The sequence below is a fragment of the Nocardiopsis sp. RV163 genome (genome assembly GCF_001029525.1).
Taxonomy (GTDB): domain Bacteria; phylum Actinomycetota; class Actinomycetes; order Streptosporangiales; family Streptosporangiaceae; genus Nocardiopsis; species Nocardiopsis dassonvillei.
Genome location: NZ_LEKI01000046.1, coordinates 1 through 18,531, shown reverse-complemented (window position 1 = coordinate 18,531; position 18,531 = coordinate 1). Strand labels below are relative to the sequence as shown.

The window sequence follows — 18,531 nt, the reverse complement described above, 5'->3', positions numbered from 1 at the left end:
TCGGCCCCCACCCGGGTCAGACGTGGTCCCTCGGGATCACCGAGGTGTAGATCTTGGTGGCCACGCGCCGCGTGCCCTCATAGGCGTCCAGCGTCGCGTGCAGGTGGAAGTCGGTCGCCGTGGACGTGAGCACCGTGCGGGTCCTGGTCCGCACGGACCAGTCGCCGCGGGCGAAGCCCATCGTCCACACCGCCTCGCCGCGGACCGAGTCGTGGTCGTCGGCGACCCTGCTGTAGCACTCCTCCGCGCGACGGGTCACCTCCAGGCCGATGTCGTCGAAGCGCACCGTCCCCAGATCCTTGACCACGTCCAGCGCGGCCCCGTAGCGCACGAGGTCCTGGGTCAAATCCCACCGCTCCTCACCCGGAGCGATCCGGCTCGTAGCGATCGGGGCGGTGCCCTCGGGCTCGCCGAAGGCGGCCACGCCCCGCCCGTCACCACCGTCCCCGACCGGGCGCACCGGCAACAGCACACGGGTGTGCTCCCCCTGGAACACCGAGAGGGTCACCGGCTCTGGCGAGGGCCACACGAGCGGCCAGTAGGAGGTGGAGACCGAGACCCGCACCCGGTGCCCGGCCGGGAATGCCTGGGCCACGCCGTTGAGGGGGACCGACACGCGGTACCGGCGCCCGGGCACCAGCTTGCGCGGCCTCTCGTGGCCGTCGGCGTGGGTGAGGTTGAGCAGGCCGTAGGTCACCCGCGTGGCCTGCCCCTTGGGCGTGACGTCGCACAACCGCACCGCGACCATCGCGTCGGGCCGGTCCACCGCCAGTTCGAGTTCGACCACCGCCGAGCCCAGGATCTCCAACCGCTGCGGAAGCGGCACGCTGTCGAAGACGATGGACCCTCCGTCGTCCTCGCGCTGGTCGTAGGGCAGGTCCGGAGGCGCGTTGTACGAACACCACTTGCCCGCGTGCTGTCCGGTGGACAGCGGGGAGGACAGGGTCAGCACGTCCTCCCGACCCGAGGGCTCCCCCTCCGCGAGCACCCGGCCCGCGCCCAGGCCGCGCGGTACCAGAACGACGTCCGGCGAGGGCCACTCCCGCTCACCGACCCAGCGCCCCGGCCGGGCCTCGTAGGCGGTGGAGGGCGCCGCGCTCTCCTGCATCCAGGCCCGCAGGACGGGCGCGTCCATCACGTCGTTGTCCACGCCCTTGAGCCAGCGGTCCCACCAGCGCACCACCTCCTGCAGGAAGCCGATGGCGGGGCCGGGCTGACCCAGGTGCGGGTACTTGTGCGACCAGGGGCCCAACAGCCCCAGACGGGGGACGCTCAGCCCCTCCAGCAGCCGGAAGACCGAGTTGGAGTAACCGTCGGCCCACCCGCTGACGGCCATGACGGGCACCTGGATCGCGTCCAGGTCCTCGGCCACCGAACCGTGCCGCCAGTACGCGTCCCGGTGCTGGTGGCGCAGCCAGGTGTCGAGCCACAGGCCGCTGCGGTCCAGCCGCTCGTGCCACATGTCGCGCCAGCGCTCACCGACCAGCTCCGGATCGGGCGGGCAGGAGTTGTAGGCGAACATCGTGGAGGCCCACGACAGGTTGTCCCCCAGCAGGCACCCGCCCATGTAGTGCACGTCGTCGGAGTAGCGGTCGTCGGTGGAGCAGGCCGTCACGATCGCCCGCAGGCTCTCCGGCCGCCGCGCGGCGACCTGGAGGGCGTTGAACCCGCCCCAGGAGATGCCCATCATCCCGGTGCGGCCGTCGCACCAGGGCTGCCCGGCCAGCCAGGCCAGCACCTCCTCCGCGTCCAGGAGCTCGCGCTCCAGGTACTCGTCGGTGAGCACCCCCTCGGAGTCGCCGCTGCCGCGCAGGTCCACGCGGACGCACGCGTACCCGTGCCCGGCCATGTAGGGGTGGTGCACCGAGTCGCGCTGCGCGGTCAGGTCGCGCCTGCGGTACGGGATGAACTCCAGGACCGCCGGCACCGGAGCCCCCTCGCTCTCCACCGGACGCCAGATCCGCGCGGCGAGCCGGACCCCGTCGCTGATCGGGATCAGGACGTACTCGTCCTCGCGGACCCGGTGGGGCAGGTCACTGACGGTCCTCATCCGCGGACCCCCTCCTGTCGGACGTCATCGGTGTCGTGGATCGTGAAGGGCAGCTCAGCCACGCAGGCCCGGTACCTGCGCTCGCACTCCGCGCTGTCCCCGCCGCCCACGAACACGTGGGCCAGCTCGAAGCTGTAGCTGTCCTGGAGGGGCAGCTCGGAGAGCCGTCGGCCTTGGCGCGCGACGATCTCCACCTTCGTACCCGGTGCCGTCTTCTCCGCACGCGCTACGTCCTCGGCGGTGGGCACCGCCGCGACGAAGCCGTCCCGGAAGCGGCGCAGGAGCCACTTGGCGGCCACCGCGTACCGCCCGTCGCGCTCCAGTTCGGGTTCCTCCCCCAACGCCACCCTCAGGCAGATCTCGTGGTTGGACACCCCGCGCACCAGCTCGAACAGCCGGGCGTGCGACTGGGAGTGGCGCGGGTTGATCTCCAGGAGCCGGACGTCGCCGCTGCGCGGGTCGTGGAAGTACTCGATGTTGAAGGTGACGTCGTCCAGGCCGATCCGGGAGATCACCCGTTCGGACAGCTCCGTCAGGCGTGCGCCGACCTCTTCGGACACCGTGGACGGGTACTCGTAGCGCAGGAAACTGGACGTGCCCGGATAGCGGTGGGAGTCGACGATCCCGTAGACGCGGGGGACGCCCCGGCGGACGTAGCCCTCGACGGTGAGCTGGTCTCCCGTGGCCTCCTCCTCGGCCAGCGCGGCCGCGCCCCCGCACCCGGCCACCTCCGGGGGCAGCCGCAGCAGGTCCATCACCCACTGGAAGGAGGTGCCGAAGCGCCCGGCGCCCGCCCTGATCCTGTCCATCGCCGCGCGGAACTCGTCGTCGTCGGCGGCGCGGAAGGCCAGTTCGGAGGAGCACGACTTCACCGGCTTGACCCACAGCGGGTAGGACAGCCCCTCCGGTTTGGCCGTGGCGTCGAGACCGACCCCGGCGAACCGGGGAACGGCCTCGGGGATGACGGCACGCTGCTCCAGACGGCTCCAGTACTTGTGCTCGCACCGGACGACGGCCTCCAGGGGCGCGCACGACAGCCCACGGCCCCGGCACAGCAGCGGCACCAGCGAGCTGACCGGGAAGTCCCAGAAGCCGATGATCGCGTCGACGTCCTCCCCGAAGGAGTCGAGCCTCCCGGACGCCAGGGCCAGGACCGCGGGCAGGTCCACCGGCCGGCCCTGGCGGATCTCGCCGAGGTCGAGCAGCTGGAGGAAGCGGTAGCGGCCTCCGGCGGGCAGCGAGAGCAGAACCTCCCGGTTCTGGTCGTCGAGCCCCACGACGAAGACGTTCGTGGTCATCGGGCACCTCCGGCGGGGTGGTACCAGCCGGCGGCCACGCCACCGCACCGGAGACCCGATGCGCCCCGGCCACCGGCGCCACCCACTCCTAACTGTGAGGATGCCCTTATCCCCCACCGGCCCGACCCGACCGCGAGGCGTTTTCCGAACCTTTACCGGCCGCGGGTCGGAGCGGGACGGCGGCCCGGCTCCCGCCCGGGGAGCCCGCCTACCGGGGGGCGAGGGCCACCCCGGCCCACAGCTCGCGCACCGGTGAGGCGTCGCTGGCGTGCAGCAGGTCTTCGGCGCCCCACACCTTGACCGCGGTGGCCTCGGCCGTCACCGCGGGCCAGCCCGGGTCCCCCGTGGCGGCGAAGTCGCGCCAGGCCGCGACCATCCGCTCCGACAGCGCCCTGTGGGCCTCGCCGGGCTCGCCGTCGAGCAGGAACCGCCCGAAATCGGTGTCCAGGTTGCCGAACGCGAACGGCAGGTCGAAGGCGTGGCAGGCCCCGAGGCGCCCCTCCATGGCGGGGCTCTCCGCGGCAAGCCGGAAGAAGTGGGCTCGGCCCCCGGCCCCGGCGTGCGCCTCGGCCAAGCGCACCGTGTACTCGCAGAACAGCGCGTCGCCCTGGATCGCGGCGAACAGCTCGCGCAGCGTGGCACCGGGGTGCGCCGACCGGTAGGCGGCCACCGCGCCCTCGCCCAGCCCCAGGCGGGAGGCGGTCACCGCCAGCGAGGACTCGCCGTCGATCTCCACGCTCTGCCCCAGCTCGGTGAACAGCCGGTACTCGTGAGCGTTGTGTCCGACCAGCAGGTCCACCCCCGAGGCGCAGCCGCGCGCGACCGCCTCCAGCGGGGCCTCGGGCAGTTCGGGGCCGCCGACCACGGGCGCGAAGCAGGTGAAGGGCTTGGTACGCACTCCTCCCGAGCCCCCGGCGGGGGCGGAGGCGAGCACCGCGTCGGTGGCCTCCAGCAGCTTCTCCGGTGCCAGCGCGGCCAGGGCCCCGGCCTCCAGCGGCACACCCGCGGCCGCGGCGATCCGCCCGGAGACCGCCCGCGCCGTGTCCGCGGTGAGCATGTCCCCCGGAACGCTGTGCGCGATCGCGCGCCGGAAGAGCCCCCGGGCGGACGGCGAGGCCATCAGGCACGCGACCGAACCGGCCCCGGCGGACTCCCCCGCCACCGTCACGTTGTCGGGATCTCCCCCGAAGGCGGAGACGTTCTCCCGCACCCAGCGCAGGGCGGCGGCCTGGTCGAGCAGGCCGCGGTTGTCGGGGCGACCGGGCACGTGCCCGAAACCCTCGAAGCCCAGCCGGTAGTTGATCCCCACCACGACAAGGCCGCTCTCGGCGAGCCGGGTGCCGTCGTAGGTGACCTCGGAGGCCGCTCCGACGATGTAGGCGCCCCCGTGGATCCACACCAGCACGGGGGCGCGGTCGCCCTCGCGGGCGGCGGTCCACACGTTGAGCGACAGGCAGTCCAGGGACGTGTGCGGGGTCCAGGGCGCCGCGCCCAGGAGCTGGTTCCCCTGCGGGGGCGGGGGACCGAAGGACGTGCAGTCGCGGACGCCGTCCCAGGGGGCGGCGGGCGCGGGAGCGGCGAAGCGGTACTCCCCGAAGGGGGCGGCGGCGTAGGGCACGCCCCGGTAGACGGCGACCCCGCCGCTCTCGGAGCGCGGCGAGGCGGTGCCCCGGACCCGCCCGGCCGCTGTCGTCACTGTGTGCTCGGCGTCCACGTGCGTCCTCCCCATCGGTGCGCGACACCCCACACCTAACAACGTTAGGAAGAACGGCGCAAGAGCCCGGGGAGGACCCCGAGGCGACGCGCCCGCCCGTGACGCCGTCCGATCAGCCGGGGCGCGGCGGGCACCCGAACCGACCGGCCGGTAACATACCATCTGGTCGGTATGAACAGACGAAGGAGAAGTCGCCCATGCGCGCCATCCAGATCACCGAGTTCGGCGGACCCGAGGTCCTGCACCCCACCGAGCTGCCCGCCCCCCAGGCGGGCCCCGGCGAGGTCCTCGTCGACGTCACCCGCGCCGGGGTCAACTTCGCCGACACCCACCAGGCCGAGAACAGCTACCTGTCCCCCGCCGCGCTTCCGCTGGTCCCGGGCATGGAGATCGCCGGACGCACCGCCGACGGCCGCCGCGTGGTCGCCCTGATCACCAGCGGCGGCTACGCCGAGAAGGCCACCGCCGACACCGCCGCGGCCTTCGACATCCCCGACGGCGTCTCGGACGGGGACGCGCTCGCCCTGATCGTGCAGGGCGCCACCGCCTGGGTGCTGCTGCGCAGGTCCGTGCGGATGGACCCGGGCGAGACGGTCGTGGTGCACGCGGCGGCGGGCGGCGTGGGCACGCTCGCCGTCCAGCTCGCCAAGCGGTTCGGCGCCGGGCGGGTCGTCGCCGTGGCCAGCAGCGAGGACAAGCGCGCGCTGGCCGCGGAGCTGGGCGCGGACGCCGTCGTGGACTCGGCCGCGCCCGACATGACCGAGGCGCTGATCGAGGCCAACGGCGGCAGGCGCGTGGACGCCGTCCTGGACATGGTGGGCGGCCGGGTCACCGACCAGAGCGTGCGGGCGCTGGCCCCGTTCGGACGCCTGGCCTTCTACGGAATGGCCTCGCGCGAGCTGCCCAGTCCGGTGCAGCCAGCCAACCTCATGCGCTTCTCCACCAGTGTGAGCGGCATGTGGCTGCCGCACGTTTGGACGCTGCCGGGCGACGTGATGAGCCTGGCGATGGCCGAGCTGTTCACGCTGGTGGCCGAGGGGCACCTGAGGCCCGTCCTGGGCGGCTCCTACCCCTTGGGCGAGGCCGCGCGGGCGCATGAGGCGCTGCGTTCCCGGGGAACCGTCGGCAAACTCACCCTCGACACCACCGCCCGAGGAAGCACCACCTTTACCACGTAGATCACAAAATGTCCGAAACGTCGGAACCCTGCGGCCCGGGGCGTGACGGCGCGAACCCGGTGAGCGCCGCGCCGGCACGCCGGACGGGCACCGCTCCGCCGCGAGGAGCCCCGGGGGGAGCCCTCCGCGCGGGCGGCCCTACTCGGCGGCGGTGCGGTAGACCAGGTCGGCGTAGTCGGGGTGGCGCTGGATCCACCCCTTGACGAAGGGACACAGGGGCAGCACCGCCAGGCCCTGCGGGCGCACGTCGTCCAGGGCCCCTCTGACCAGGGTTCCGCCCAGGCCCCGCCCCTCGTGGGCGGGGTCGATCTCGGTGTGGGTGAAGGTCACCATGTCGTCGGTGAGGATGTACTCGGCGAACCCGGCCACCTCCCCGTCGACCCTGATCTCGTATCGTTTCCGGTCCCGTACGTCGACCACGTCGGTCGTCATGGAAGCCCTCACTCTCCGGTCCGCGGGGGAACGTCGTCGGCCCGCGCCCCCATTGTCCCGCTTCGGCGCACCTTTCGCCCCTTGCGGCACGCACCTCCCCCGACATAGAGTCGCCATGACATACCGACCAGTCGGTCTAAGGAGAGCGGAATGACATCCCGGTTCGGCGGGCGGACCGCCATCGTCACCGGCGCGAGCCGGGGCATCGGCCTGGCGGTCGCCCAGCGGCTCGTCGACGAGGGCGCGCGCGTGTGCGTCACGGCGCGCAGGCCCGAGCCCCTGGAGGAGGCAGTCAAGGCCCTGGGCGGACCCGAGCACGCCATCGGGGTCCCCGGCAGGGCCGACGACCCCGAGCACCAGGACGCGGCCGTGGCCGCCACCCTGGAGGCCTTCGGCAGTATCGACATGTTCGTCAACAACACCGGCATCAACCCGGTCTACGGGCGGATGATCGACCTGAACCTGAACGCGGCCCGAAAGATCTTCGAGGTCAACGTGCTGTCCGCGATCTCGTGGACGCAGAAGGCCTACCACGCCTGGATGGCAGAGCACGGCGGCGCCGTCGTCAACGTCTCCTCCGTGGCCGGGACCAAGCCCGCTCCCGGCATCGGCTTCTACGGCGCCACCAAGGCGACGCTCATCCACGTCACCGAGGAACTGGCCGTCGAGCTGGGCCCGGGGGTCCGCGTGAACGGCGTCGCCCCGGCCGTGGTCAAGACCCGGTTCGCCGCCGCCCTCTACGAGGGTCGCGAGGAGGAGGTCGCCGCCCAGTACCCCCTGGGGCGCCTGGGCGAGCCCGGGGACGTGGCGGGCGCGGTGGCCTTCCTGCTCTCCGACGACGCCTCCTGGATCACCGGCCGCACCCTCGTCCTCGACGGCGGCCTCACCCTCACCGGAGGTGTGTGACATGGACCTGACCGACACCGGGGCCGTGGTCACCGGCGCGGGCAACGGCATCGGCGCCGCGATCGCGCGCAGGCTCGCCGAAGCCGGGGCGCGCGTGGTGGTCAACGACCTGGACGCGGGCGCGGCCGAGGCGGTGGCCGCCGAGATCGGCGGGGTGGCCGTCCCCGGCGACGCGGCGAGCGAGGCGGGCGTCACCGCGCTCGTGGCCGAGGCCGGGGCGCACCTGGGTCGCGTCGACCTGTACGCGGCCAACGCGGGCGTGGGCGTGGGCGGCGGCCCCGAGGCACCGGAGGCCGACTGGGACCTGGCCTGGCAGGTCAACGTGATGGCCCACGTGCGCGCCGCCCGCGAGCTGGTGCCCGGCTGGCTGGAGCGCGGACAGGGCCGCTTCCTGACCACGGTGTCGGCCGCGGGCCTGCTCACGATGCTGGGCAGCGCGCCGTACTCGGTGACCAAGCACGCCGCGCTGGCCTTCGGCGAGTGGATGTCGGCCACCTACGGCGACCGCGGGATCACCGTGCAGTGCGTGTGCCCGATGGGCGTGCGCACCAACCTGCTGGAGAGCAGCGGCGACACCGGCAGGGCCATCCTGGCCCCGGAGGCGATCACCCCCGAGGAGGTCGCCGACGCGGTGATGGCAGGCCTGGCCGACGGGCGCTTCCTGATCCTTCCGCACCCCCGGGTCGCCGACCACTACGCGGCCCGGGCCGACGACACCGACCGCTGGCTCGCGGGGATGCGCCGCCTCCAGGCCAGGGTCTTCGAGGGGCAGGCGTGAGCGGCGAACACGCGGACGCGCTCCCGGGCCTGGACCTGACCGGCCTGCGCGCCTACCTGGACGCGACCGTGCCCGGCCTGCTCTCGGGCCCCCTGGAGGGCCGGGTGGTCGCGGGCGGCAAGTCCAACCTGACCTACGTGGTCACCGACGGCGCCGGAAGTTGGGTGGTGCGCCGCCCGCCTCTGGGCCACGTACTGGCCACCGCGCACGACATGCCCCGCGAGTACCGGGTGATGAGCGCGCTGCGCGACACCGCCGTGCCCGTCCCCCGCACGCACGTGCTGTGCGAGGACTCCGAGGTGCTGGGCGCGCCGTTCTACGTCATGGAACACGTGGCGGGCACCCCCTTCCGCACCCGCGACGAGATCGCCCCGCTGGGCGCCGAGGCCGTCCGAGGCGTGGCCGAGGCGCTGATCGCCGCCCTGGGCGAGCTGCACGCGGTGGAGCCGGAGGAGGTCGGGCTGGGCGACTTCGGCCGCCCGCGGGGGTTCCTGGAACGCCAGGTGCGCCGCTGGGGCAAACAACTGGAGGCCTCCCGCAGCCGGGACATCCCCGGTATCGACGAGCTGCGCGACAGACTGGCCGCGACGCTGCCCGAGCAGTCGGCGCCCGCGATCGTGCACGGCGACTACCGCCTGGACAACGTGCTGGTCACCTCCGCGGGGCGCGTCAACGCGGTCCTGGACTGGGAGATGGCCACGCTCGGCGACCCGCTCGTGGACCTGGGCCTGATGCTCGTCTACCAGGCGCAGCCCGTGGGCGTGGGCGCCGCGCCGGCCACCTCCGCCGAGGGCTACCCCTCCCCCGAGGAGCTGGTGGGCATGTACGCCGCCGCGACCGGCCGCGACGTGTCCCGGCTGGGCTGGTACATGGCCCTGGGCTGCTTCAAGCTCGCGGTCATCGCCGAGGGCATCCACTTCCGCCACGGTCGGGGGCTGACCGTCGGGGCGGGCTTCGACGGGGTCGGAGAGGTGGTCGCGCCCCTGGTGGAGCGCGCCCACACCATGCTGGAGGAGGACTGAACATGGACTTCGCCCACGACAGGGAGACCGAGGAGCTGCGAGAACGGCTGCTCGCCTTCATGGACGAGCGCGTCTACCCGGCCGAGGCGGTGCTGGAGGAGCAGCTGGCCGCGCGCGAGGACCGCTGGTCCACCGCGCCGGTGGTGCGCGGACTCCAGGCAGAGGCGCGCGAGCGCGGGCTGTGGAACCTGTTCCTGGCGGGCCACCCCGAACACGGCGGCCTGCCCAACCTGCGGTACGCGCCGCTGGCGGAGATCACCGGGCGCAGTCCGCGCCTGGCGCCGATCGCGCTCAACTGCGCCGCGCCCGACACCGGGAACATGGAGGTGCTGACGATGTTCGGCACCCCCGAGCAGCGCGAGCGCTGGCTGGAACCCCTGCTCGACGCCCGGATCCGGTCGGCGTTCGCGATGACCGAGCCCGCCGTGGCCTCCTCCGACGCCACCAACATCACCACCAGCATCGTCCGCGACGGAGACGAGTACGTGGTCAACGGGCGCAAGTGGTACATCACCGGGGCCCTCAACCCCGAGTGCGCCGTGTTCATCGTGATGGGCAAGACCGACCCCGACGCCGAGCGGCACAGGCAGCAGAGCATGGTGCTGGTACCGCGCGAGTCCCCCGGGCTGACGGTCAAACGGGGCATGACGGTGTACGGCTACGACGACAGCGACCACGGCGGCCACGCCGAGGTGGTGTTCGAGGACGTGCGGGTGCCCGCCTCGAACCTGGTCGGCGGCGAGGGCGAGGGGTTCGCCATCGCCCAGGCCCGGTTGGGGCCGGGCCGCATCCACCACTGCATGCGCGGTATCGGCATGGCCGAGCGGGCCCTGGAACTCACCTGCCGCCGGGTGCTGGACCGCGTGGCCTTCGGGCGTCCGCTGGCCGAGCAGGGCGTGGTCCGCGAGTGGATCGCCGAGGCGCGCGTGGCCATCGAGCAGCTGCGGCTGCTGGTGCTCAAGACGGCCTACCTGATGGACACGGTGGGCAACAGGGGCGCGCACACCGAGATCCAGGCGATCAAGATCGCCACCCCGCGCACGGTGGAGTGGATCCTGGACAAGGCGATCCAGGCGCACGGCGCGGCCGGGGTCGGCCAGGACCTGCCCCTGGCCGGATGGCTGGCGGGGGTGCGGTCGCTGCGGCTGGCCGACGGGCCCGACGAGGTGCACCTGCGCTCGCTGGGCCGTGCGGAGCTGCGCAAGTACCGCTAGACGTGCTCCGCGGGGAGCGCGCGAGGGGGCCGGACGCGGCGCTTCCGGCCCCCTCGCCGTCGGGTCCCCGCGCTCAGGTCCCGGGGCGCAGCCCCGCCACGAGCAGGTCGGCGAAGTGGCGCCCCACGTCCTTCCCTCCGAGCGCGCCGCCCGGGCGGTACCAAGTGCTCAGGTGGTGCACCGAGCCGAAGAAGTAGTTCACCACCAGGTCGGCGGAGACGTCGGTGCGAAAGACCCCCTCGTCCTGCCCCTGGGCGACCATGTCGCGGAAGATCTCGTGGTAGCGGCGGCGCTCGGCGCGCACGGCGCGCTGCTTGTCCTCGCTCAGCTGGTGCATGGAGCGGAAGAAGATGACGGTGTCGTCGAGGTTGGCGACGCTGGTGACGATCACGTCGGCCGCGGCGGCGTGCACGCGTTCGGCGACCGGCTCCTCACGCGAGGCGATCCGCACCAGGTGCTCGGTCTGCATGCGCAGCACGCGCGCGTAGACCTCGTAGAGCAGGTCGTCCTTGGAGCCGAAGTAGTGGTACATGGCGCCCTTGGTGACGCCCGCGGCGGCCACGACCTCCTGTACCGAGGTGCCCTCGTAGCCGTTGGAGGCGAACAGGCGGGTCGCCGCCCCCAGGAGGCGCTCGGGCACCGACCCGGTCGGTGTGTCGGCCTCGGCCGTCCGCTGTCCTCGCGCCATGTGCTGCCCCACCTCGTGCCCCGTCAGTCCCGGAAATACCGGCCGGGACAGCATACCGACCGGATGGTACCCGACGCCACGCACACGGGTGCCGCCGCTCACACCACCTGCAGGTCGACCTTGCGCCCGTCGGGGTCGGTGAGCACGCGGCGACCCGGTTCCAGCGGTGGGACGGCGCGGTCTCCGCGCACCGTGAACCCCAGGCGCGCCGCGCCCGTGGGGCGTTCGTCCGTGGCCGGGTAGATCTCGACGACCATGCCGTCGGCCAGTTCGGCCGCGTGGTGCTCGGGTCCCGAACCGTGCCGCTCGCGGACGAAGCGCAGACCGAGTCCGGTGTAGAAGGCGCGGCACTCCTCGACCCGTTCGGTGTGGAGGACCAGGAGCGTGGCGCGCGGAAGCGCCTCCCCGGGGAGCCCGTCCGCCTCCGGGCCCTCCTCCAGGATCCGCCGGGCGCGGGCGTACTTGGCGCGCAGCCGCCGCGCCTGCCCGTCGGGCAGCAGGGCGAGGCGGCGCTCGTCGGAGTTGTGGGCGTTGTCGGCGAGTTTGACCAGCCTCCCCAGCGGGTCGGCCGCGGCGCGGCGCACCGTGTCCTCGTATGGCTCCCCCGGGCGCCGGGTCACCGACTCCACCGCGCGCACGACCTCCTCCGGGCATGCCCGCGCGCGCAGGTCGTCGGCGGTGAGCGGGGTGTCCTCCAGAACGTCGTGCAGCACCCCGGCCGCCTGAGCGCGCTCACCGTGCCCGGCGAGCAGGTCGCGCACGGCGAACACGTGCTCGGTGTAGGGACGCCCGGCCCGGTCGACCTGCCCGGCGTGGGCCTCCTCCGCCAGCCGCGAGGCCTCTTCCAGCGTCATCGCCACCGTCTCGCCCCCTCTCCCGTCACGCCGACCGTACCGGGCGCGCGGGTCGGGGTCGGCCTCAGTCCCCCACGAAGTTGCCCCCGTACTCCTCCGAGGGCGCCACGGGCGTGATGACGTCGACCAGCACCCCGCCGGGGTCGGCCACGATGAAGTGGCGCTGACCGAACGCCTCGGTGCGGATCTCCAGTTCGGGACGCAGGCCGCCGCGCACCACCAGGCGCTCCCACTCGGCGTCCACGTCCTCCACCTCGAAATTGAGCAGCAGGCCCTGGACGGGCCTGCGGTAGCCCTCGGGGACGGTGGGGTGCGCGGGGTCGAGCAGGGCCAGCTCGTACTCGGGCGGGCCGGGCCTGCGCAGGCTCACGTACCAGTCGGCGGCGAAGGTCTCCTCGAAACCGAACAGGCCGACGTAGAAGTCGCGGCACTCGGCCAGACGGGGTGTGCCGAGCACGGGATAGAAGCTGCTGAGCCGCATGGACTCCACCTTTCGCGTACCTTCAGTATGTGAAGGTACGCTATTGGCATACCTTCGGTATGTCAACAAGGGGGACGGGATATGACCGCGGAACCGGGCAGCCGCGCGCGGCAGCGCGAACGCACCAGGCGCGTCCTGCTGGGCGAGGCCCGCAGGCTGTTCGCCGCGCACGGGTACGGCGGGGTGGGGCTGGCCCGGATCGTGGCGGACTCCGCGGTCACCAAGGGCGCCCTGTACCACCACTTCGAGGGCAAGCCGGACCTGTTCCGCGCGGTCCTGGAGGAGGTGCAGTCCGAGGTCGGCGACGCCGTGGCGCGCGCGGCGGACGCGCAGGCCGACCCGTGGGACAGGCTGACCGCAGGGTGCCGGGCCTTCCTCACCGCCAGCACCGCGCCGGACGTGCGGCGGATCATGCTGGTGGACGGGCCCGCCGTACTGGGCTGGAGCACCTGGCGGGCCCTGGACGAGGCCGCCTCGGCCCGGCACCTGGCCGAGGCGCTCTCCGCGCTGGTCGGAGCGGGCGTCCTGGAGCCGCGGCCGGTCGCGCCCGTGGCCCACCTGCTCTCGGGGGCGATGAACGAGGCCGCGCTGTGGCTGGCCGACAGCGACGACCCCGAAGACCTGGAGCAGGTGTGGGGGGCGCTGTCGCGCATGCTGGAGTCCCTGCGCCGCGCCTGAGCCGAGTCCGCCCCCGTCCGGCGCCGGGCGCCGGGCGGACGGGGCGGAGCCCTCGGCCATGACCCGGAACGCCACGGGGCGGGCGCTATCGTGGCCCCCATGGCGGAGAGCACACGGACGGACGAGGACACGCAGTTCCGCGACGACTTCGTCGGGCGCTTCTCCGAGTACTGGCAGTCGCAGGGCCGCCCCCGCGCGGAGGGCCGCATCGTGGGCTACCTGCTCGTGGCCGACCGCGAGGCGGTGAGCGCCGAGGAGATCTCCGACGGCGCCCGGGTCAGCCGGGGGACGGTGTCGCAGTCGGTGCGGCGCCTGCGCGAGATGGGCTTCGTGGAGCTGGTCCCCTCCCCCGGGAGCCGCTCGCGGCTGGTCGCCATGGACGAGGACGTCTGGGGCGGGTTCCTGCGCAACGAGCGCCCCTACCTGAGGCGGCAGAGGGAGCTCGCGGCGTCGGCGCTGGAGCGCCTGCCCGGCCTGAGCGCGCCCGCGCGCACCCGGCTGCGCAACATGCACGACTACATGACCTGGCTGGACGACTACCACGACACCCTGCTCGCCTCCTGGGAGGAGTACAAGGCCCGGCGGGGCTGACGGCTCAGACCCGCCCGTCGCCCGCCACCGCCCGGGGGCCGCTTCGCGGAGGGCGGGACACCCTCAACCGACGCCTCCGGCGCGACATCCCCTCTCGTGCGGGATGACCAGCGGCGTGCGGGTGCGCGGGTCGGGCACCACGTCGCAGGGCAGACCGAACACCTCCTCCACCAGCCGAGAGGTCACCACCTCCTCCGGGGGGCCGTCGGCGACCACCCTGCCCGCGTCCATCAGCACCAGGCGGGTGGCGAACCGGGCGGCCTGGGCCAGGTCGTGCAGGACCGCGACCACCGTGCGCCCCCGGCGGTGCAGGTCGGCGAACAGTTCCAGCAGGTCGTACTGGTGGGCGATGTCCAGGTAGGTGGTGGGCTCGTCCAGCAGCAGGACGCCGGTGTCCTGCGCCAGGACCATCGCCACCCAGGCGCGCTGACGCTGGCCGCCCGAGAGCGAGCCCACCTGGGTGTCGGCCAGGTCGGTCAGCCCGGTCAGCTCCAGCGCGCGGCCGATCGCCGTCTCGTCCTCGGGGCTCCACTGGCGCACCAGCGTGTGGTGCGGGAAGCGGCCGCGGGCGGCCAGGGCCCGCACGGTGATGCCCTCGGGGGCGGTCGGGCTCTGCGGAAGCAGCGCCATCCGGCGCGCGACCGCCTTGGCGCGCTGACCGCGCACGTCCCTGCCGTGCAGCAGCACCCGCCCCGACACCGGCTTGTTCACCCGGCCCAGGGCCTTGAGCAGTGTGGACTTGCCACAGCCGTTGGGGCCGACGATGACGGTGAACTCGCCCTCGGCCACACCCAGGTCGAGGTCGCGCACGACCGGTTCCGCCCCGTACCCGAGGGTCAGGCCCTCCGCGGACAGCACCAGACTCACAGCACACCCTTTCGCCATTCACGAATCAGCAGGTAGCCCAAGTAGACGCCGCCGAGCCCCATGGTGAAGACGCCGACCGGCAGCCCGTCTCCGATCGGGGACTGCTGGACGGCCAGGTCCGCCGCCACCAGCAGCAAGGCCCCGACCAGTGCCGACAGCACCATGTTGGGGCCCGGCACGGCGGAGAGGCGGCGCGCGATCTGCGGCGCGGTAAGCGACACGAACGCGATCGGACCGGCCACGCTCACCGCGGCCGCGGACAGCACCACCGACAGGCAGACGGCGGCGGTGCGCGTGGTGGAGGCCCGCGCGCCGAGGGCGTCGGCGAGCTCGTCGCCCATCTCGTTGAGGGAGACCGGTCCGGCCAGCGCCGCCACGAAAGGCAGCGCCAGCAGCAGGACCGCCCAGATGGTGGTGGCGTGCTCCCAGGAGCGGGCTCCCAGACTGCCGTTGACGTAGGCGGACAGGACGCTGGCCTGGTCGCGGGCCATCACGGACACGACGAAGTGGGTGAAGGCCTGCGCCATGGCGGCCACCCCGATGCCCGCCACGATCAGGCGGCCGGGGTGGCGCAGCCCGGTCCCGGTCACAGCGGCCACGACGACCATGGCCAGGGCGGCTCCGGCCAGGGCGCCCAGCGGCACGGGGAGCACACCGGGTAGGACCAGGGCGGCGAAGGCCGCGCCCGCCCCGGCTCCGGCGCCGAGGCCGATGACGTCGGGGCTGCCCAGGGGGTTGCGGGTGACGGACTGGAAGAGCGCGCCCGCCAGGCCCAGGGCCGCGCCGGTGCCGGCCGCCACCGCCAGGCGGGGGCCGCGCAGCCGTTCGAGCACGAAGGTCTCGGTGGCCTCGCCCCCGCCGGTCAGGACGGCGGGCAGGCGGGTCAGGGGCACGCCGAGCCGACCGAGGGCGAGTGTGGCGGCCGAGGCGGCGACCATCAGGAGCAGGAGTCCGGCCGCCCACAGCAGCGTGCGCCGGTGGACGGGCAGCGCGACCGGGCCCAGCTTCAGGACGGGAGGGGCTGCCTTCAGGGGCCGCACTCGCCCGGGCTCCGGCCGGGCCGGGGTCGGCGGGGCCTGGGACGTGCGGGTGGTTCGGGTCATGGGGTACTCCGCATCCTGCGGACCGCGTACAGCAGGACGGGCGCACCGACGAACGCGGTGACGACGCCGACCATGAGTTCGGTGGGGCGCACGATGGTACGGCCGACGACGTCGGAGAGCAGCAGCAGGGTCGGGCCCACCAACAGCGCGAAGGGAACCTGCGCGCGGAAGTCGACGCCGACCAGGGCGCGCACCACGTGCGGCACGGCCAGGCCGACGAAGGCGATGGGCCCGGCGGCCGCGGTGGCCCCGGCGGCGAGCAGGATTCCCGCCACGAGCCCGGCCGAGCGGGTCCACACCGTGTTGGCGCCGGTGGCGATCGCGGCCTCCTCCCCCAGGGCCAGGGCGTTGAGGCCGCCGCAGACCACGAGGGCGAGCAGGACGCCGACGGCGATGACCGGCAGCACGGACGCGATGACGTCGTAGCCGCGCCCGGCCAGGGAGCCGACCACCCAGTAGCGGTAGCTGTCGAAGGTCTCGGGCAGGCTCAGGGCCACCGCCTGGACGTAGGCGGTGAGCACGGCGGAGACCACCGCGCCCGCCAGGACCAGGCGGACCATGCCGCCGTCGCCGCCGCGGCTGCCCACCGTGTAGGCGGCCAGCCCCGCGACCAGGGCCCCGGGCAGGGCCCACCAGACCGTCGAGGTGACCGAGGTGGGGCCGAACAGCGCGGTGGCCGTGACCACCGCGGCGGCGGCCCCGGCGTTGACGCCCAGCAGGCCGGGGTCGGCGAGGGGGTTGCGGGTGATGCCCTGCATGAGGGTGCCCGCCAGGGCCAGGGCGGCCCCGGCCACCACCCCCAGGACGGTGCGCGGGTAGCGGCTCTCCACCACCGTGGTGGTGAAGGGGTCCGCCCCGCCGGTGATCGCCGCCCACACGTCGGCGACCGGTGTGGGCCTGCTGCCCATGACGAGGCTGAGCAGGACCGCCCCCGCCAGCGCGGCGACGCCCGCACCGAGCATGAGCGCGGTGCGGGCGGGACGCGTGCGGGGCGCGGCCGCGGTCGTCTTCGCCCTGACCATGGAGGGGCTAGTTCCCGATGTTCTGGGCGGCCTCTTCGATCATGGGCGCGTAGCGGTCGATGACCCAGGGGACGGTCAGCGGGTTGATGATCGAGGAGGCGGTGACGAAGGAGTTGTCCTCGGAGGCGACCACGGCGCCGCTCTCGACGGCGGGGATGGCCGCGTACAGTTCCTGGGCCTCGATCTCGGCGCGGGTCTGGGGGTCGCTGTAGAACGTGAAGAGCAGGTCGCTCCCGGAGAGCTGGTCGGCGTTCTCCAGGCCGATGAGGGCCGAGTCGGTGCCCTCGGTCTCGGGGAAGGTCTCCACGACCGGGTCGACGGTCAGGCCCATCCCGCGGACCATGGCCACGCGCTGCTCGTCGGGCAGGAACACGCCGAGGGTGCCGGGGCCGTCGGTGTAGACGTAGGAGAAGGTCAGGTCGGCGAACTGCTCGTTGGCCGCCGCGGCCTCGTCGAACTGCGTCTCGATGTCCTGGATGAGGCCCCGGGCCTCCTCGGGCTGGCCGAGCGCCCGGCCGACGATCTCGATCTGCTGGTCCCAGTCGGTGCTCCAGGGCAGCTCGGGGTAGGCGACCGTGGGGGCGATGTCGCTCAGGATGTCGTACTGCTCCTGGGTGACGCCGGACCAGGGGGCGAGGATGACGTCGGGCTCCAGCTCGATGACCGCCTCGAAGTCGATGTCGTCGGCGCCGGTGAACTGGACGGGCAGCTCCTCGCCCGCCTCGGTGACCGCCTCGTGGATCCACGGCAGGTAGCCGGTGTCGTCGCTGCCCCACTCGTAGCTCTCGATACCGACGGGCACGACGCCGAGGGCGATGGCGGTCTCGGCGGAGCCCTGGCCGAGGGTGACCACACGCTCGGGCTGCTCGGTGATCTCGGCGGTGCCCAGGGCGCTGTCGATGCTGACGGGGAACTGGCCGCCGGCGGTGTCGCCGCCGCTCTCACCGGTGCTCTCCTCCGCGCTGCCGCACGAGGTGAGGCCGACTGCCAGGAGGGTGGTGAAGGCGATGCCGCTGACACGGCGAAGGGTGGAGGCCATGCTCACACTGCTTTCTTCGTCATGGGGAGTGGCCGCGCCGTCTTCGGGCGGGCCGTTTCCGCGCATGGGGCGTCCCGAGGGGGAAACACGGAGGACAGAACGGGAGTATCCCGGCGAAACCAAGGTTAGTCTAACCTCACTCGACACGGATTTCAAAAGTTCTGAACTCCGGACGCCGGCCCCGGCCGACCCCCCTGCCCCCGCCTGACGCAGCCTTGACCTGCCATGGAGCTTGTCGGAGATCTCCTCGGGAAGTGCCCCTAGAGGCAACCACCAACGCGAGGAGCACCATGATCGCCAAACTGTCCGAGATGGGTGTCACGTCCGAGATGGCCTACGGGGCCGGGTTCGTCTCCGTGGGCCTCTCCTTCGCCGCCTGGGTCGCCTCCAAGAGGGGGGAGGAGGCCGGGCTGGACCGCGCCGACCGGTGGGGGATCTTCATAGGTGAGTGGGCGCCCACCTTCTTCGCGATCGGCGTCGCTCTTCGGCTGGAGGAGTCCACGAAGAAGTAGGTCCGCGCCGCGGCGTCCGGCAACCGGGCGCGACGCGGACGGACGGATCGCGCGCCCGGTCTGAGCCGTTCCGGCCGGGCGCTTCGCGTGTCCTGCCCGCCCCG

At 73.4% G+C, this 18,531-nt stretch carries 19 protein-coding genes; 8 read left to right on the top strand and 11 right to left on the bottom strand.

Annotated features, from left to right (window positions below; translation table 11 throughout):
- Positions 1 to 16: 16 nt before the first annotated feature.
- The 3 genes from ABD54_RS11000 to ABD54_RS10990 all read right to left on the bottom strand — a co-directional run bounded on the left by ABD54_RS11000 (position 17) and on the right by ABD54_RS10990 (position 5,062).
- Entirely contained in the window at positions 17 to 2,050 is a 2,034-nt protein-coding gene (locus ABD54_RS11000) for a CocE/NonD family hydrolase (RefSeq protein WP_047869352.1), read from the bottom strand.
- Positions 2,047 to 3,348, bottom strand: coding sequence for an acetyl-CoA carboxylase biotin carboxylase subunit family protein (locus tag ABD54_RS10995; RefSeq protein ID WP_047869351.1), 1,302 nt, complete (start codon positions 3,346 to 3,348; stop codon positions 2,047 to 2,049). The genes ABD54_RS11000 and ABD54_RS10995 overlap by 4 nt, the downstream gene beginning before the upstream one ends.
- A gap of 208 nt (positions 3,349 to 3,556) precedes the next feature.
- The gene (locus tag ABD54_RS10990) at positions 3,557 to 5,062 is read right to left on the bottom strand and encodes a carboxylesterase/lipase family protein (protein ID WP_047869350.1); all 1,506 of its coding nucleotides are present in this window, start codon (positions 5,060 to 5,062) and stop codon (positions 3,557 to 3,559) included.
- 197 nt (positions 5,063 to 5,259) lie between these two features.
- Here ABD54_RS10990 and ABD54_RS10985 point away from each other — a divergent pair, with 197 nt between their 5' ends.
- Positions 5,260 to 6,240 (top strand): NADPH:quinone oxidoreductase family protein, encoded by a 981-nt coding sequence (locus ABD54_RS10985; protein WP_047869349.1) that lies wholly within the window; start codon positions 5,260 to 5,262, stop codon positions 6,238 to 6,240.
- 138 nt (positions 6,241 to 6,378) lie between these two features.
- Here ABD54_RS10985 and ABD54_RS10980 read toward each other — a convergent pair whose 3' ends face one another.
- A complete protein-coding gene (locus tag ABD54_RS10980; RefSeq protein ID WP_047869348.1) occupies positions 6,379 to 6,672 on the bottom strand; it encodes a GNAT family N-acetyltransferase in 294 nt (97 codons plus the stop codon).
- A 150-nt stretch (positions 6,673 to 6,822) separates the two neighbouring features.
- On the opposite strand from ABD54_RS10980, the gene ABD54_RS10975 reads away from it, so the two are divergent.
- The 4 genes from ABD54_RS10975 to ABD54_RS10960 are packed head-to-tail and all read left to right on the top strand — an operon-like array spanning position 6,823 to position 10,592.
- A complete protein-coding gene (locus ABD54_RS10975; RefSeq protein WP_047869347.1) occupies positions 6,823 to 7,578 on the top strand; it encodes an SDR family oxidoreductase in 756 nt (251 codons plus the stop codon).
- 1 nt (position 7,579) lies between these two features.
- The gene (locus ABD54_RS10970) at positions 7,580 to 8,356 is read left to right on the top strand and encodes an SDR family oxidoreductase (protein ID WP_047869346.1); all 777 of its coding nucleotides are present in this window, start codon (positions 7,580 to 7,582) and stop codon (positions 8,354 to 8,356) included.
- Positions 8,353 to 9,378: a phosphotransferase family protein gene (locus ABD54_RS10965; RefSeq protein ID WP_047869345.1), complete on the top strand. Its 1,026-nt coding sequence runs from the start codon at positions 8,353 to 8,355 to the stop codon at positions 9,376 to 9,378. The genes ABD54_RS10970 and ABD54_RS10965 overlap by 4 nt, the downstream gene beginning before the upstream one ends.
- A gap of 2 nt (positions 9,379 to 9,380) precedes the next feature.
- On the top strand, positions 9,381 to 10,592 hold the full coding sequence (locus tag ABD54_RS10960; protein ID WP_047869344.1) for an acyl-CoA dehydrogenase family protein: 1,212 nt from the start codon (positions 9,381 to 9,383) through the stop codon (positions 10,590 to 10,592).
- A 73-nt stretch (positions 10,593 to 10,665) separates the two neighbouring features.
- On the opposite strand, the gene ABD54_RS10955 is transcribed toward ABD54_RS10960, so the two are convergent.
- From ABD54_RS10955 to ABD54_RS10945, 3 genes are all read right to left on the bottom strand, one after another.
- Entirely contained in the window at positions 10,666 to 11,280 is a 615-nt protein-coding gene (locus tag ABD54_RS10955; protein WP_047869343.1) for a TetR/AcrR family transcriptional regulator, read from the bottom strand.
- 98 nt (positions 11,281 to 11,378) lie between these two features.
- Entirely contained in the window at positions 11,379 to 12,134 is a 756-nt protein-coding gene (locus ABD54_RS29590) for an HD domain-containing protein (protein WP_047869342.1), read from the bottom strand.
- Between the two features lie 64 nt (positions 12,135 to 12,198).
- Positions 12,199 to 12,615 carry a VOC family protein gene (locus ABD54_RS10945; RefSeq protein ID WP_047869366.1) on the bottom strand — a complete coding sequence of 139 codons (417 nt, stop codon included), beginning with the start codon at positions 12,613 to 12,615 and terminating at the stop codon, positions 12,199 to 12,201.
- A gap of 81 nt (positions 12,616 to 12,696) precedes the next feature.
- Here ABD54_RS10945 and ABD54_RS10940 point away from each other — a divergent pair, with 81 nt between their 5' ends.
- Both ABD54_RS10940 and ABD54_RS10935 read left to right on the top strand, forming a co-directional pair.
- Positions 12,697 to 13,293, top strand: a complete 597-nt coding sequence (locus tag ABD54_RS10940; protein ID WP_047869341.1) for a TetR/AcrR family transcriptional regulator — start codon at positions 12,697 to 12,699, stop codon at positions 13,291 to 13,293.
- A gap of 99 nt (positions 13,294 to 13,392) precedes the next feature.
- Positions 13,393 to 13,884 carry a GbsR/MarR family transcriptional regulator gene (locus ABD54_RS10935; RefSeq protein ID WP_047869340.1) on the top strand — a complete coding sequence of 164 codons (492 nt, stop codon included), beginning with the start codon at positions 13,393 to 13,395 and terminating at the stop codon, positions 13,882 to 13,884.
- Positions 13,885 to 13,947: 63 nt separating this feature from the next.
- On the opposite strand, the gene ABD54_RS10930 is transcribed toward ABD54_RS10935, so the two are convergent.
- Genes ABD54_RS10930 through ABD54_RS10915 form a run of 4 tightly spaced genes read right to left on the bottom strand, consistent with a single transcriptional unit; the run spans position 13,948 to position 17,915 of the window.
- A complete protein-coding gene (locus tag ABD54_RS10930; protein WP_047869339.1) occupies positions 13,948 to 14,751 on the bottom strand; it encodes an ABC transporter ATP-binding protein in 804 nt (267 codons plus the stop codon).
- On the bottom strand, positions 14,748 to 15,854 hold the full coding sequence (locus tag ABD54_RS10925; RefSeq protein WP_235432031.1) for an iron chelate uptake ABC transporter family permease subunit: 1,107 nt from the start codon (positions 15,852 to 15,854) through the stop codon (positions 14,748 to 14,750). The genes ABD54_RS10930 and ABD54_RS10925 overlap by 4 nt, the downstream gene beginning before the upstream one ends.
- A complete protein-coding gene (locus tag ABD54_RS10920; RefSeq protein WP_047869338.1) occupies positions 15,851 to 16,876 on the bottom strand; it encodes an iron ABC transporter permease in 1,026 nt (341 codons plus the stop codon). The genes ABD54_RS10925 and ABD54_RS10920 overlap by 4 nt, the downstream gene beginning before the upstream one ends.
- Before the next feature lie 7 nt (positions 16,877 to 16,883).
- Positions 16,884 to 17,915: an iron-siderophore ABC transporter substrate-binding protein gene (locus ABD54_RS10915; protein WP_047869364.1), complete on the bottom strand. Its 1,032-nt coding sequence runs from the start codon at positions 17,913 to 17,915 to the stop codon at positions 16,884 to 16,886.
- A 290-nt stretch (positions 17,916 to 18,205) separates the two neighbouring features.
- Between ABD54_RS10915 and ABD54_RS10910 the strand changes: the two genes are divergently transcribed.
- Positions 18,206 to 18,427, top strand: coding sequence for a hypothetical protein (locus ABD54_RS10910; protein ID WP_047869337.1), 222 nt, complete (start codon positions 18,206 to 18,208; stop codon positions 18,425 to 18,427).
- Positions 18,428 to 18,531 lie beyond the last annotated feature (104 nt).